At 36.0% G+C, this 14,762-nt stretch carries 14 protein-coding genes; 9 read left to right on the top strand and 5 right to left on the bottom strand.

What is annotated here, in order from left to right:
* Nucleotides 1–69: 69 nt before the first annotated feature.
* A complete protein-coding gene (locus L950_RS07925) occupies nt 70–1,488 on the bottom strand; it encodes an ATP-dependent RecD-like DNA helicase (RefSeq protein ID WP_037524810.1) in 1,419 nt (472 codons plus the stop codon).
* Nucleotides 1,489–1,581: 93 nt separating this feature from the next.
* On the opposite strand from L950_RS07925, the gene L950_RS07920 reads away from it, so the two are divergent.
* Genes L950_RS07920 through coaD form a run of 3 tightly spaced genes read left to right on the top strand, consistent with a single transcriptional unit; the run spans nt 1,582 to nt 3,353 of the window.
* A complete protein-coding gene (locus L950_RS07920; protein ID WP_021188213.1) occupies nt 1,582–2,379 on the top strand; it encodes a DUF3822 family protein in 798 nt (265 codons plus the stop codon).
* Nucleotides 2,370–2,903, top strand: a complete 534-nt coding sequence (rsmD, locus tag L950_RS07915; protein ID WP_021188212.1) for a 16S rRNA (guanine(966)-N(2))-methyltransferase RsmD — start codon at nt 2,370–2,372, stop codon at nt 2,901–2,903. Before L950_RS07920 ends, rsmD begins: the two co-directional genes overlap by 10 nt.
* Nucleotides 2,904–2,906: 3 nt before the next feature.
* The gene (coaD, locus tag L950_RS07910) at nt 2,907–3,353 is read left to right on the top strand and encodes a pantetheine-phosphate adenylyltransferase (RefSeq protein WP_021188211.1); all 447 of its coding nucleotides are present in this window, start codon (nt 2,907–2,909) and stop codon (nt 3,351–3,353) included.
* 289 nt (nt 3,354–3,642) lie between these two features.
* On the opposite strand, the gene L950_RS07905 is transcribed toward coaD, so the two are convergent.
* Together L950_RS07905 and gdhA are read right to left on the bottom strand one after the other, a co-directional pair.
* On the bottom strand, nt 3,643–3,891 hold the full coding sequence (locus L950_RS07905; RefSeq protein ID WP_021188210.1) for a hypothetical protein: 249 nt from the start codon (nt 3,889–3,891) through the stop codon (nt 3,643–3,645).
* Nucleotides 3,892–3,973: 82 nt separating this feature from the next.
* Nucleotides 3,974–5,305 carry an NADP-specific glutamate dehydrogenase gene (gene gdhA, locus L950_RS07900; RefSeq protein ID WP_021188209.1) on the bottom strand — a complete coding sequence of 444 codons (1,332 nt, stop codon included), beginning with the start codon at nt 5,303–5,305 and terminating at the stop codon, nt 3,974–3,976.
* A 167-nt stretch (nt 5,306–5,472) separates the two neighbouring features.
* Between gdhA and L950_RS37175 the strand changes: the two genes are divergently transcribed.
* From L950_RS37175 to L950_RS07890, 4 genes are all read left to right on the top strand, one after another.
* Nucleotides 5,473–5,784, top strand: coding sequence for a DUF6660 family protein (locus L950_RS37175; protein WP_409049524.1), 312 nt, complete (start codon nt 5,473–5,475; stop codon nt 5,782–5,784).
* 85 nt (nt 5,785–5,869) lie between these two features.
* Nucleotides 5,870–10,192: a CusA/CzcA family heavy metal efflux RND transporter gene (locus tag L950_RS07895; RefSeq protein ID WP_021188208.1), complete on the top strand. Its 4,323-nt coding sequence runs from the start codon at nt 5,870–5,872 to the stop codon at nt 10,190–10,192.
* A 5-nt stretch (nt 10,193–10,197) separates the two neighbouring features.
* Nucleotides 10,198–10,536: a hypothetical protein gene (locus L950_RS32415; RefSeq protein WP_231576980.1), complete on the top strand. Its 339-nt coding sequence runs from the start codon at nt 10,198–10,200 to the stop codon at nt 10,534–10,536.
* The gene (locus L950_RS07890) at nt 10,482–11,435 is read left to right on the top strand and encodes an efflux RND transporter periplasmic adaptor subunit (RefSeq protein ID WP_231576979.1); all 954 of its coding nucleotides are present in this window, start codon (nt 10,482–10,484) and stop codon (nt 11,433–11,435) included. Before L950_RS32415 ends, L950_RS07890 begins: the two co-directional genes overlap by 55 nt.
* A 128-nt stretch (nt 11,436–11,563) precedes the next feature.
* Here the strand turns inward: L950_RS07890 and L950_RS07885 are convergent, their stop codons facing one another.
* Both L950_RS07885 and L950_RS07880 read right to left on the bottom strand, forming a co-directional pair.
* Nucleotides 11,564–11,842, bottom strand: a complete 279-nt coding sequence (locus L950_RS07885) for a HopJ type III effector protein (RefSeq protein WP_231576978.1) — start codon at nt 11,840–11,842, stop codon at nt 11,564–11,566.
* 40 nt (nt 11,843–11,882) lie between these two features.
* Nucleotides 11,883–12,413 (bottom strand): YceI family protein, encoded by a 531-nt coding sequence (locus L950_RS07880; RefSeq protein WP_031287132.1) that lies wholly within the window; start codon nt 12,411–12,413, stop codon nt 11,883–11,885.
* A 731-nt stretch (nt 12,414–13,144) separates the two neighbouring features.
* Between L950_RS07880 and L950_RS07875 the strand changes: the two genes are divergently transcribed.
* Nucleotides 13,145–13,522, top strand: coding sequence for a hypothetical protein (locus tag L950_RS07875; protein WP_021188206.1), 378 nt, complete (start codon nt 13,145–13,147; stop codon nt 13,520–13,522).
* A 110-nt stretch (nt 13,523–13,632) separates the two neighbouring features.
* A complete protein-coding gene (locus L950_RS07870) occupies nt 13,633–14,742 on the top strand; it encodes an efflux RND transporter periplasmic adaptor subunit (protein WP_021188205.1) in 1,110 nt (369 codons plus the stop codon).
* Nucleotides 14,743–14,762: the final 20 nt, after the last annotated feature.

Below are 14,762 nucleotides of genomic sequence, written 5' to 3'. Positions count from 1 at the left end.
TATAAATCAAAAGTATTAAGTAATCACATGAGAAAGAAGCAAGTCTTGTAAAATTTTAGTTAAAGAGCCCTAAGAGTAGAACTTTTCATTAAAATTGACTAAAAAGAGCTCTTCTGTAGCCCGGGTAATTCCAGTATATAGCCACCTTAAAAACTCGGTAGTCAACATTTCATCTGTCAAATAGCCTTGGTCGACAAAAACAGCTGGCCATTGTCCACCCTGAGCCTTGTGACAGGTAATCGCAAAAGCAAATTTTATCTGTAACGCATTATAATAGGGATCTTTCTTAATCGCTTCCAGTCGATCCTGTTTTAAGAAAATATCTTCGTAATCCAGCGCCACTGCCTCGTACAGTTTTTTCTGTTCCTCATAAGGAAGATTAGGGCTGTCTGTATAGAGACTATCCAGAATAACACGGCAGGTTATTGGTTCTTGATTTTGAGTATCCATAAATTCAAGAGTAATATCCGCAAAACGAAATCCATGTTGCTCATGCACGTTGCTTACTTTTCTTATTTTCGCCATATCACCATTAGCAATAAAGCCATTTTCAATCCCATTATCTTGAAGCCAAAAATAATTATTGCGTACGACCATGATATGATCCCCACCTGTAATCTCCTCGTCTCGAAATAGAATCTGGTTACGGATATGCTGATTGTATAAGTTAGCAGACTTATTGGAACGACAGATTATCATTGTATTTTCGATTCCGAACTTATCATATGCATAATTAATTCCCTCAATTAAACGTTCACCTGTCATTCGGTAAATATCTTTAAATCCATTTGTTATGAATTTAGGGAAAGGGTAGGTGCCTTCCAGCTCTTCAAGATTTATTTCCTGACGGATCTTTGTGGCATTAAAAAGAATTCCAGAACTTTTCTGTTGCCGAACAACATCTGTCAATTCGAAGGTATAAGGGTGAAAATAAAATTCATGCTCTAAATAAGCCGGATTAAGAGCAGGGCTTTCCCACAGACCCACCGGCGGTAGCTGGGCGGTATCACCCACAAACATGATCGAACAGTTTTTACCGCTTCGTACATATTTCACAAGATCGTCCAATAAGCTTTTCGAAAACATGTTGACGCTTTCATTCGATATCATGGAAGATTCATCGATAATAAATAATGTATCTTCATGCAGGTTTTCAGCTAAAGTGAAATCCAGCTGAAAAGAAACCGCATTTTTCTTACGGTATATTTTCTTGTGGATGGTCAGTGCAGGTCTACCCGAATAGAAACTCATTACTTTTGCCGCTCGACCCGTAGGAGCAAGCAAGACCGCTTTCTTCTTGATATAAGGAAGGGTTTTCACTAGAGCGGAAATGATCGTTGTTTTACCTGTTCCGGCATAGCCCTTTAATACAAAACAATCTTGCGTATGAAAAGAACTCAGAAATTGAGCTAACAGTTCAAAAACAGAATTTTGTTGCGGAGTCGCTGTCCAAGGAAAGCGTTGGATCAATAAATCTTTAATAAGCACCATCAAAGTTATCTAAAAGGTTTGTCTTATCGTTTAGAAAAGTTAATTTTGTTAGGTTGTACAATTTAATAATTGAATTTGGAAAGCATAAATATGAATTATATATCGGAGAAGTTTAATATCCATTTTTTGCCAGAATACACCTTATCTGCGAAAGCGGGTTTTAGCAAAGATGTAATTGCAGTTACGGACAAGCAGTTAAATCTGAATCTGTTGCTAGAATATGACGCCGAAAACCCAAAATTGGATGCTACTCAAATCCTAAGTTTACCTTTTCGATATGTTAAGGTGGTCATTCCTCATCAAAGTTTAACATTCATTCCTAAGGAGGTTTTTCAAGAAGATCGATTAAGCGAATATGCACCATACTTGGTAGAACATGTTCCCAATCATATTCACACCTATGAAATGAAAAATTTGGGAATTGTTGCCGTGTTTGAATACGATCTCATCTTATATAATAGATGGAAAGCGCTTTTCCCTGATGCAGAAATTTTCCCTGAGTTCTGCATTATATTAGATCAGGCCCAAGATCTTGTTCCAATTAGAGGTTCCGTTTTAGGTGTACATTTTGTATCCGATCATTTGGTAGATTTATACTTGTTTCAAAATGGGCAATTCATGTTGTATAATTCTTTTGATGTGCATTTTGCAGATGATTTAAATTACTACATTTTAAATATTATACAACAATTTTCACTAACAGATCAAGTTTCTAAAGTGCTGGTATCAGGTGAAATACCTAACGATACCTATCGTAAATGTTTAGAAAGATATTCGACAACCATAGCGCACTTAGAATCTAAAAGTAAGGCTCATATCAATAAGGATATCGAAGGAATCAATTTTAAAAAATATAATACATTATTTGACGCGATACTATGCGAATAATAGGAGGGCAATATGGTGGTATACGTCTTAATCCACCCACAAACTTACCAGTAAGACCAACTACAGACATCGCAAAAGAGGCTTTGTTTAATATTCTACAAAACCGACTGGATTTTGATGAACTGAATTGTTTAGATTTATTTGCAGGTACTGGTAATATCAGTTTTGAATTAGCTTCTCGATACGCAGCTTCAGTTGAATCAGTAGACCTGCATTTTAAATGCGTTCAATATATTACGGATACAGCAAAGAAAATGAACATATCCACTATAAAAGCTAAAAAAGCAGATGTATTCAAGTATATTCAAACAGCCAAAGGTAAGTTTGATTTTATCTTTGCTGATCCACCATATGATATTCCAAAACTGCCGCAGCTGGCACACCTTATTTTAGATAGCGGACTTTTGGATAAAGAAGGCTTATTGATTATTGAACATCCTTCCACCCGGGAAATGGATCCACATCCAAATTTTATTGAAAAGCGGAAGTATGGATATTCATCATTTTCATTTTATACTATTTAAATTATGAAGATTGCTGTTTTTGCAGGATCCTTTGATCCTTTTACATTAGCACATCAAGACTTAGTGGAGCGTGCTTTACCTCTTTTTGATAAGATTTATATCGCAGTTGGAGTAAATAGTGCCAAACAGGGCTTATTAACTGTAGAAGACAAGTTATATACGATTCAGGCTGTTTTCAAAGATCATCCGGCAATTGAAATCGTTTCATTTGAAGGGTTAACGATTAATTTCTGTAAAAAGGTCGGCGCTAATTTCTTGCTAAGAGGACTTCGCAATTCTGCTGACTTTGAATTTGAAAATAGCATTGCACAAAACAATTTATTGTTAGCTCCGCAGATCGAAACCTATTTCTTGATGAGCAGGAGTGGACTTGCCCATATCTCTTCGACTATCGTTCGAGATGTCTGGAAAAATAAGGGCTCCATTGCTCAAATGTTCCGCCCGAAATAGATGATTTTTTGAAAAATAAATAGCTAACGTACAAAAAAAGGATATCCAGTCGGATATCCTTTTTTGTTAAAAGCACTTATTTATTAAACCAAATTATATTTTGTGTACTTATGTAGCTCTTTGTTTTACAATGCTTTACACAGCTTACATATACTCGAGGTGCAACTAAATTAGCTATGTTGTAGAAAATACAGAAATACGCATACCTTATGACCAAATTTAATTTTGTTTTAGATGTTATCAATTTCTAATGAATTGATAATAAGTATTTTGTGTCAAATTTATTAACCTATGAATCATATCGATCAAAGGCAACAATAAAGGATTTTCGCATGATACTGAAGTGGTTTAACACTTCCGCGATAAAGGTTTCATCCAGTAATTCGAAGACACCATTCACACCGCCTACGATATCGGTTTCTGCAATCTTATATGACTGTTCCAATGTCCCTTGTTCAAACTTAATGATGAACTTTTGATTCATACCAAAGATGGATATCTTACAATCAGGATGTGGTAATTCTGCTAATATTCTCATGTTGCTATTTTTTACAAAGTAAATAAAAAACGTTAATCCACTTAGGGATTAACCGTTTATATGGAAAAAATACAACGTTAAATTAAACGATGCCTTGTTCAGTCATTGCTCGGGCAACTTTCAGGAATCCCCCAATATTTGCACCTTTTAAATAATTGATGTAATTTTTGTCATGACCATATTTAACACAAGTTTTGTGAATATTAACCATGATATCTTTTAATTTACAATCGACTTCTTCTTTAGTCCATTGTTGGCGAATAGAATTTTGCGACATTTCTAAGCCAGATACAGCTACACCGCCTGCATTAGCAGCTTTCCCTGGTGCAAAACTAATTTTCGCATCGTGGAAGACTTTGATAGCTTCTGCTGTTGAAGGCATATTAGCACCTTCAGCTACACATTGACAGCCATTAGCAATTAATGTTAACGCATCCTCTTTTGTTAGCTCATTTTGAGTAGCACAAGGTAGCGCAATATCACATTTAAACGCCCAAGGCTTTTTGTCTGTAAAATACTTTGCATTCGGATATTTAACCACATATTGATCTAAATCACGTCCGATAGTTCCGATGTACGCTAATTTTTCAGAAGTAATTCCTTCTTCATCATAGATTGTTCCTTGACTATTTGATAGCGTAATTACCGTAGCACCTAATTGGATTGATTTCTCAGCAGCGTAATACGCTACATTTCCAGCACCTGAAATAGCAACGATTTTGTCTTTTAAATCCTGATTATTGAAATCATAGATGCATTCAACAAAATAAAGTAAACCATAACCAGTAGCCTCCGGTCTCGTGTAAGATCCACCCCAAGAACTTCCTTTGCCTGTTAATACGCCTGTAAATGCATTTTGCAATCTTTTATACTGGCCAAATAAATAACCAATTTCTCGTGTTCCAACGCCGATATCTCCAGCTGGTACATCTGTATCCGGACCGATATGTCTAAACAGCTCGGTCATAAAGCTTTGACAGAAACGCATGATTTCAGCATCTGACTTTCCTTTCGGATTAAAATCTGCACCGCCTTTACCGCCACCTATAGGTAAACCTGTTAAACTATTTTTGAACACCTGTTCAAAAGCTAAAAATTTTAAGATACTTAAGTTGACAGAAGGAGCAAAACGTAATCCACCTTTATATGGACCTATAGAACTACTCATCTGCACGCGGTAACCTCTATTGATTTCAACCTCGTTCTTGTCATTTAACCAAGCAACGCGAAAAGAAATAACGCGCTCAGGTTCAACTAATCTTTCTAAAATTTTCAGCTTAAGTAATTCTGGATGACTTTTAGAAATAAATGGAATTAAATCCTCTGTAACTTCTTGTACAGCTTGTAGAAATTCTGGTTCATTCGGATTGCGTTTCTCAACGTAATTTATGAATTCGTTAAAAGTGTTTGACATGTATTATAGTAAATTTTCCCTTTTGAATTGCTAATATATAAAAATTAATCTTATTTCATTACATTTTTTTATAAAAACTTACAGTTATGTGTGAAAATTAAAAATAGCCGTTTAATTTCATATTCTTGATTAATTTATTATTTTTGTAGTAGATTCAATCGATAAATTTGAAGATATTCGTCTATATATTATGCTTATACTTCATCGGGTTAACGATGGTTCCTTGTGCAGACCAAGTGCAGGAGGCCACGGCTATACACATAACCGGAACGCAAGATAAGGGTCATTCTGATGAACATCAGGACTATTGCTCACCTTTTTGCATCTGCTCTTGTTGTTCTACTGTATTGAATATCGAACAAACAAATACCATTTCCTTTATTATAGTATTACTAGAATCAAAACGAAAAATTGCGTACGAAACCAATTTATATTCGTTTGATTACTCTAGTATTTGGCAACCGCCCCAGCTCGCATAATTTTACGATAAAGTCTTAGTTGACTACTTTTCATTCGCTTATCTTCATGATGAGCATTTTGTATAGCTATTTTAAGTAAAATATTATGTTGAACGCAATCATCAGGTTCAGTATCCGTAATAAAATTATTATCGGACTCTTTACACTGATATGGATCATCTGGGGACTATGGAGTGCATTGCACATTCCCATAGATGCTAACCCAGATATTACCAATAATCAAGTACAAATAATCACAAGCTCTCCGGCCTTATCAACGCAAGAGGTGGAGCAATTCGTCACATATCCGATCGAACAAAAATTAACAAATCTACCGGATCTGGTAGAATTACGTTCGATATCCAGATTTGGACTTTCAGTTGTTACCGCAGTTTTTGACGATGATGTCAATATTTATTTTGCAAGGCAATTGATCAGCGAAAAACTGCAGGAAGCAAAGGAAAATATACCGGAAGGTCTCGGAAGTCCAGAATTAGCGCCGATTAGTACGGGGCTTGGTGAAATTTATCAGTATGTTATTCATCCTGCAAAAGGGGCTGAATCAAAGTATACTGCCACAGATCTCAGAACAATGCAAGACTGGATTATCGCCAGACAACTATATGGAACGCCCGGTGTTGCTGAAGTCAATAGTTTTGGTGGAAAACTAAAACAGTATGAAGTTGCTGTTAATCCGTATAAATTAAAAGCTACCGGTGTCGGAATCAATGAAATATTTGCAGCCCTGGAAGAAAATAATCAAAACATAGGTGGCGCATATATAGATAAAAAACCCAGTGCTTATTTTATACGGGGTATTGGTCTTTTGACATCCATGGAAGATATCGGCAATGTTGCTGTAAAAAATAAAAATGGCTTCCCTATTTATATTAGGGATGTCGCAGAAGTACGTGAAGGTGCTGCAGTACGCTATGGTGCACTGACTTATAATGGAGAAAAAGAAGCCGTAGGCGGCATTGTTATGATGCTAAAAGGCCAGAACTCCGCAGAAGTAGTCGCAGCAGTAAAGAAAAAACTCGAAAGAATTAAACAATCTCTACCTCAAGATGTTGTAGTTGAAGCTTTTTCAGACCGAACAGATCTGGTTAATCGTGCTATTGGAACGGTTGAGAAAAATTTGATTGAAGGTGCCCTGATCGTCATTTTTGTTTTAGTCATTTTTCTAGGAAACCTGAGAGCAGGCTTAATTGTAGCTTCGGCAATTCCATTATCAATGTTGTTTGCATTAGGAATGATGCGTTTATTTGGGGTAAGTGCCAACCTTATGAGTCTGGGCGCTATCGATTTCGGTTTAATTGTCGATGGCTCCTTAATTGTCGTGGAGGCAACTATGCATCATCTGGGGCTTAGAAAAAGTAAGCATGTCCTGAATCAGGCTGAGATGGATGAGGAAGTATACCAATCATCTTCAAAAATCAGAAATAGCGCCGCATTTGGTGAAATTATTATCCTCATTGTCTATATACCCATATTAACACTGGTAGGGGTCGAAGGGAAAATGTTTGGCCCTATGGCGCAAACCGTTAGCTTTGCCATTATAGGAGCGCTATTATTATCACTCACCTATATACCGATGATGAGTGCACTGTTTTTATCCAAAAAGCCTCACCACAAAATTACTTTCGCCGATAAGATGATGGCCAAATTGCAACAATGGTATGCACCATTAGTTCAAAAGGCTGTCCGCATAAGAAGAACACTATTATTATTAACAGTAGCACTCTTAGGTTTTTCCGGCTTCCTATTTAGTAAAATGGGCAGTGAATTTATACCGCAATTACAAGAAGGAGATTATGCATTTCATTGTATTTTACCACAAGGATCTTCACTCTCACAGAGTATAGAAACATCCATGCAGGCTGCGAAAATTATTAAAAAATTTCCCGAAGTAAAAATTGTTGTAGGCAAAACAGGTAGTGCCGAAATCCCGACAGATCCAATGCCGCCCGAGGCAACAGATATGATTATCACCTTGAAACCAATGTCAGAATGGAAATCCGGGGATACATATACGGGACTAGCAGAGCGCATGCTTGATTCACTTTCCGTCATTCCAGGTGTATTCTTTGAAGCATCGCAGCCTATTCAGATGCGATTTAATGAATTGATGACAGGTGTGAGACAGGACGTTGCCATAAAAATATTTGGTGAAAATATAGACTCACTTGCAACGATTGCAAGTCGTGTAGGTCAAGTTGTACAAAGTGTTGAAGGAGCTTCAGCACCACAGATTGAACGTACAACAGGGCTACCACAGATCTCGATTGTTTACAACAGAACACAGTTAGCCCTGCACAACGTAACAGTCAAGGACTTAAATAAAGTTATTGCTATGTCTTTCGCTGGCACAAGCACAGGATCGATATATGAGAATGAAAGGAAATTCGACCTTGTTGTTCGTTTAGATAGCGCATATAAAACGTCAATGGCCGATGTTGAAAACCTACCAGTCTTAACTGGGGATGGAGATCAGATTCCATTGAGCCAACTGGCAACCATTAGTATAAAAGATGGCCCTGCACAGATCAGCAGAGAATCAGGGAAGAGACTTGTCGTGATCGGATTTAATATAAAAGAGCGCGATGTTACTTCAGTAGTAAATGAGATTCAGGAAAAACTGACAAAGATGGATGTGATGCCAACAGGTTACTACTATACTTTCGGTGGGACATTTGAAAATCTAAATGCAGCTTCTAAAAGATTAGCACTAGCAGTCCCGGGCGCATTGTTCCTTATCTTTATATTACTTTACCTGACTTTTAGGTCAATTAAAGAATCCTTACTAATTTTCACAGCCATACCTATGAGTGCAATAGGTGGAGTATTTGCACTATTAATCCGCGATATGCCTTTTAGTATTTCCGCAGGTGTAGGGTTTATAGCATTATTTGGAGTAGCTGTACTGAATGGTATTGTTTTAATTTCCACATTTAATCAATTGGAGAAGGAAGGAATTTCCAATGTATTTGAGCGGGTATGGGAAGGGACAAAAATTCGACTCAGACCAGTGTTGATGACGGCGACAGTGGCTTCATTAGGGTTTTTACCAATGGCTCTAAGTACGGGAGCTGGAGCAGAAGTACAAAAACCGTTGGCAACAGTTGTCATAGGAGGTTTGTTGTCTGCAACATTTTTGACACTTTTTGTATTACCTTGTTTATATGTCTTATTTTTTAATACTAAGAAAATGAAAATAGGGAAATCGACAATCATAACATCATTAGTGCTGGCTTTCTTATCACTTTCTACAATAAGTTTAGCGCAAGAAAATCCAAAAAGGATTCAATTGGAAGAAGCGATAGCACAAGCTTTGGACGCCAATCTCAATTTTAAAAACACAGCATTAGAACTTGAAAAATCACAGATTGACCAACAGAAGTCTTTTGATGGTAAAACAGGAATTTTTGTAGAGAATGAAGATTTCTCCCCTTTAGAGCCAAATGGATTATGGAAAGTTGGGTTAAGTCAAGATTTCGCCTGGCCTGGGTTTTATAAGGCTAGAAAAGAATTTTTAAAAAAGAATGCCCAAATGGTTTTGGAGCAAAGAGAAGATGCGAAAAAACAACTGATAAGGGATGTATCTTTAAATTACTATCAGCTTATTTATCTAGAAGCTAGACAAGCTTTCTTTCTACAGCTGGACAGTACCCATCAAAAATTATTTGAATCCGCAAAACTTCGGGTAAAAACAGGGGAAGCCGCCGGTTTGGAGCAGATGGCGGCAGAAACAAAATGGCAAGAAAATAAAACCATTATGCTACAAAATGAGCAGGATTTAGCCATTGCCGCACAAAACTTCAGCGTTTTATTAAATAACAACAACTTGATTTTACCGATCAAGAGTGCGCTGCAAAAAATAAGTGCTTTTCAATTGCCAGATTCAATAGGTGATCATCCTTTGCTTAAAATACAGCAGAAATCAATAGAGATGGCTGAAGCAAATACCAAAATGGAGCAAAAAACCAAGTTGCCAGATTTTTCTGGTAGAGCTTTCTCCCAAAAACTTTGGGGACAACGGAATCCTGTTACCGGTATATCACTAACGATGAATATGCCTTTATTCTCTAATAAATATTACCATAATAAAGTTAAAATAGCTGAATTGGAGACGGCAATAGAAAGACAAGAATTGGAGCAGCTGAAAATAAGCCTTACAGCGCAACAAGGTAATGCAAAGAAGGAAATCACCAAAAATGAGAAGCAATTGCAGTTTTATGAACAATCCGGATTAAAGCAATCCGAGGGCATTATGAAAGCTGCCAATTTAGCCTATCAAAGTGGTGAAATCAGTTACGCAGATCTTATCCAATTTCTATCACAGTCCATTGATATAAAAATAAATTACCTAACAGCTTTGAATGCGTACAATCAAAGTGTGATTCAATATCAATATTACCATTCAAATTAAGTATCATGAAACTAAAGTTTTTAATTCGATATAGTTTATTTTTTGCTAGTAGCGTAATCGCTCTAGGATGTCAAACCAATACTTCAACTGAAAAACAGCAAACAGAAGAGAAAGGGGAGCAAGAGCATGAGGAAGAGGCGCTTACATTGACAGCAGCCCAAGAAAAGCAGGTAGGATTAACCTATACAAATTTATCCTATCAGATGCTAAGTAATGGCTTAGTACTCAATGGTGTGCTTGATGTGCCGAATGATAAAAAAGCCTACGTGACATCTGTATATGTGGAGTCTTGGAAGAACTTTACGCTAGACCGGGAGATTTTGTTAAGAAAGCACAGATTTTAGGAAAAGTGCTCAATCCAGATCTGATTAAAATGCAAGAGCAATTACAACTGATTAACAATCAGATTTCATTAACTCAGATTGAAGTCAACCGTCAGAAGGAATTGGTAGAAGGAAACGCTGCACCTTTAAAAAAGCTACAGCAAGTTGAGGTCGAACTAGCCAATTTGAAAGCTCAAAAGAACAGTTTGTCACGACAGCTGTCATCCGGAGGAGGGTCTTTGCACATTTCTTCACAAATTACGATTAAGGCGCCAATCTCGGGAGTGGTGGCTTCGATTCAAGGATTGATTGGGACGCGTATCGAGGCGTCTTCGCCAATTTTAGAAATTGTCAATAATGATGCATTGCATGTGGATATGTATGTATATGAAAAAGATTTCTCAAAAGTGAAAAAAGGGCAAAAAATTCTATTTTCTCCTGTTAACAACGCTAATGCTTCATATGAAGCAAAAATAGATCAGCTCGGACAGGCTTTTGAAAAAGAGACCAATGCAATCGCAGTTCATGCCCAGGTTTTAGGCAACAAAGAAGGACTTATTAATGGCATGCAGGTTCAAGGTACAGTTGTTATTGGAGATGAAAAATCACTTGCTGTTCCCACAGATTGTATTGTAAGTGCAGAAGGTAAAGATTACATTTTCATATTAAAGGAAGACCATAAAGCACATGGATCAGAACCAAAAGAAGCTGATACCCATAGTCACGAAGATCATGCGGACCACAACCATGGAGAAGTAGGTAACGAATATGAAAGAGTTCCGGTTGTTAAAGGAGTTTCCTCAAGAGGATATACCGCAATTACTCCTATAAAAGAATTAGATGAACATACGAAGATTGTTCAAAAAGGGGCATTCTTTTTATTAGCCAAAATGACTAATTCCGGAGAACATTCGCATTAATCAATGACAAGGTCCAAGTTTTATTGCATAAAAAAAGCCGTTATGAAAATAACGGCTTTTTTATTATCAGGCCTCTAATTTCAGCGTTAAAACAACACCGCTAAACGATACGCCATCCCAGCCACTAATCATAAATTGACGTATGTTTGATGATTATCACCATCAGGATCATTTAAAACAGCCTCATAATGTTCCGCAAATAGGGCAAGAGTCTGATCTTTATCTAAATTGTTTAAACTAGCAAAAGCAAGAATCTTTGCACTGCCTTGATTTTCCGTCTCTTGATTTACTTGATTTCCATTCGTAAATGCAGTAGGGGTGTGCTCATAACGAGCTGCTATGTAGTTCAAAACATCTGAAAAAATAATTTCTTTATTCGCCAGTTTTGCCAAAAGTTCGTGTGCCATTTTGATACAGTATTTAATTTACACACGCAAAATAATAAATTTATTGCTCTTTATTGAGTAACAATTGAATTGAAATATCAATATCTTCATCAATCAAGAGACTATTGGCCTCTAAAACTGAATTATATTTCATATCAAATTCCCATCGGCTCACTTTTCCGGTCACCTCAAATGAAATTTTTTCCTGACCTTGTGGATCAATTATTTTACCATTATATTCCACTTGTAGCTCCACCAATTTTGTATGACCATGCATGGTTAAATGGCCTTCCAATCTAAATTTCTCACCCTTAATCTTTTTAAAACTAGTGGATTTAAATGAGATTGTCGGGTATTGTGCTGTATCAAAGAAATCAGCACTTTTCAAATGTTTATCTCTTTCTTCCACATTTGTATTGATACTGTTTGCATCAATATTAAATTGTATAGAGGCTTCTTTAAAATGCTCACCCCATTCAGCGAAACCGTTAAAAGTGTTAAAACTTCCTCTAATAGAGGCTATTACCAAATAAGTAATACGAAATTGTACCGAGGAGTGGGCAGAGTCTATAATCCATTTTGATTTTTTCATACGATTTACACATTTACAGATACATTGATGATCTAATTTACAAAATAAAAGCATGATATTCAATAGCATATAACGGTATTTTCAAAAGATTCTGAAGATTATAAATTGTACTGTAGTAGCTTGATATAGCGCAGTAATAATTTGTTAAAAAACACCTAGATGAACTTAAATACGATGTTGCGAAATAGTCATTTTTGGTAAACAAATTTTAGATATAAATGTATGCAGGGGATGATCATATAATTTCTATTTAACATAATATAAATTATATGACTTATTAATATGCTCATTTACAAGGGTTCCATATAATGGCGGTAGTTTCATTTATACATGGAAATATTTTATTTATAAGATTTTGTTCATGTGATATAACCACCAAAGGCTTATTGTGCTAAAGAATCAATCAATATTGATCTGTATGACTTAATCAAAATACCACCTGCATATTACTGTTGATCTTATGTGGCTAACTTCAATACAATTCAAACCAGATGAACTCTAAATAAAACTGTTCACAAATTTCCTGAAAAACAACGAAATTATATTCTAAAAAACCATCTCTGAGATTTTGATTATCTGGACAATTGTCCGTTCATTTTTTTTATTGAAATCTCAGCGATTAGGAATTTTGATAAAATACAGCTGCATCAAATATTAAGACAATGTTTTTCTTTTGTAATATTTATGTGGTTGTTCCAGCATAACTATTTGATTTTATATATTTGTTTTTTATGTGGATTAAAATATTTCACTTCTTGGCATTATTTGGTTACTTGAACATCCTTTTTTATCAGGCTGGCGTCAATACCAATACGCGTGAATCAAATATTTCCACACAATATTTTACAGGAGATTCATTACTTGAATTTGTTCTTGACGATGTGTTGGATATTCCCATTGAAGTTCCTGAAAAAGATTCTGAAGTTCAGTTTGACGATTATCGTATTTTCAATTTTAATCCTCAGATTTTATCCGTTTTTATTTTCGTTCTGGGACTTGTTTATTCTGCATTATCAATTTTAAAACAGAAAAAGCACCCGCTTTACAGTAAGAAAAATGCCTGCTTATCAGGTTACTATCAGTATCTCTACCGATACAGTTTATTCTAGTTTACCCCCTGCCCTATTTTTTAATTTTAAATTAGATTTTAAGAGTCTAATTTTCTAATAATCAATATTTTATATTGATTTATTCTATTCGTTAACATTTTATTTTTTATATGAAAACACGTTCCATGTCTTGGTATGCATTGTCATGCCTAGCGATTTTATCTGCCTGCACAGCCAAAAGCAATGATAAACAGGTAAGTACAGCTCCTAAAAAAGTACCTGTATCCAATTTAGTTGTTATGGATACCACAATTTACAAAGACTATATTGCTGATATACAATCAGTCAAAAATATTGAACTTCGATCACGTTTAAGTGGCTTTTTAGAACACATCTATGTGGATGAAGGTGCCGCAGTAAAGAAAGGTCAAGTATTGTTCAGACTCAGTGATGAAGAATATAAAGCCGATTATGCGCGCGCAAAAGCTAACTTTAATGCAGCACTTACAGATGTCAAAAAAGTGGTTCTTGAGTTAGAACGTACAAAAGATCTAGCCGCGAAAAACATCGTAAGTAAAACAGAAGTCGAATTACTTAAATTACAATATACAGCTGCGGAGTCAAAGGTCGAAGAAGCAAGATCGATCATGCAACAAGCTAAAACGCAGTTGAATTTCACATTAGTACGTGCTCCTTTTGATGGTAAGATTGATCGTATTCCCCTAAAAGAAGGATCACTCTTAGAGCAAGGTTCTTTACTAACGACTGTTTCCTCACTTAACGAAGTAAATGTATACTTTGACATTTCCGAAAATGAGTACTTAAGTATTGTATCTGACTCATCGTTTAACAAAGACTCTTTTAACAAAGATGTAAAACTGATCCTCGCTGACGGTAATCCGTACCCATATCCTGGAAAGGCATCCATTGTTGAGAGTGAATTTGAGAAGAACACAGGATCAATATCTTTACGGGCTAGGTTTTCAAATCCGCAGGGCATGTTAAAGCATGGTGCTTCAGGTAAAATCTCTGTTCCAATACAGACCGGCGACACCAAATTTGTACATCAAAAATCTGTTTTTGAAATTCAGGATAAAACTTACGTCTATATCTTAAATAAAGATAAAACTGTTTCGATGAAATCTTTTGAAGCTGGCCAACGTGTCGGGCATTACTATATCGTGAATGGAGGTTTGTCTGATACAGATCAGATCGTATACGAAGGTGTACAATCCTTGAAGGATGGTATGAAGGTGGAAGTAATCCCTGTTAAGTTATAAAAACTTTGTTTTAAAAATAT

It is taken from the genome of Sphingobacterium sp. IITKGP-BTPF85 (assembly GCF_001006065.1).
Taxonomy (GTDB): Bacteria; Bacteroidota; Bacteroidia; order Sphingobacteriales; family Sphingobacteriaceae; genus Sphingobacterium; species Sphingobacterium anhuiense.
The sequence above is the reverse complement of the archived record's forward strand: the minus strand, read 5'-3'. Positions and strand labels throughout refer to the sequence as shown.

Excerpts from the sequence above, each read along its gene's own strand:
- L950_RS07920 (WP_021188213.1), top strand. The coding sequence starts at position 1,582 with ATGAATTATATATCGGAGAAGTTTAATATCCATTTTTTGCCAGAATAC.
- rsmD (WP_021188212.1), top strand. The coding sequence starts at position 2,370 with ATGCGAATAATAGGAGGGCAATATGGTGGTATACGTCTTAATCCACCC.
- coaD (WP_021188211.1), top strand. The coding sequence starts at position 2,907 with ATGAAGATTGCTGTTTTTGCAGGATCCTTTGATCCTTTTACATTAGCA.
- L950_RS07905 (WP_021188210.1), bottom strand. The coding sequence starts at position 3,891 with ATGAGAATATTAGCAGAATTACCACATCCTGATTGTAAGATATCCATC.
- gdhA (WP_021188209.1), bottom strand. The coding sequence starts at position 5,305 with ATGTCAAACACTTTTAACGAATTCATAAATTACGTTGAGAAACGCAAT.
- L950_RS07895 (WP_021188208.1), top strand. The coding sequence starts at position 5,870 with ATGTTGAACGCAATCATCAGGTTCAGTATCCGTAATAAAATTATTATC.
- L950_RS32415 (WP_231576980.1), top strand. The coding sequence starts at position 10,198 with ATGAAACTAAAGTTTTTAATTCGATATAGTTTATTTTTTGCTAGTAGC.
- L950_RS07885 (WP_231576978.1), bottom strand. The coding sequence starts at position 11,842 with ATGGCACACGAACTTTTGGCAAAACTGGCGAATAAAGAAATTATTTTT.
- L950_RS07880 (WP_031287132.1), bottom strand. The coding sequence starts at position 12,413 with ATGAAAAAATCAAAATGGATTATAGACTCTGCCCACTCCTCGGTACAA.
- L950_RS07875 (WP_021188206.1), top strand. The coding sequence starts at position 13,145 with ATGTGGATTAAAATATTTCACTTCTTGGCATTATTTGGTTACTTGAAC.
- L950_RS07870 (WP_021188205.1), top strand. The coding sequence starts at position 13,633 with ATGAAAACACGTTCCATGTCTTGGTATGCATTGTCATGCCTAGCGATT.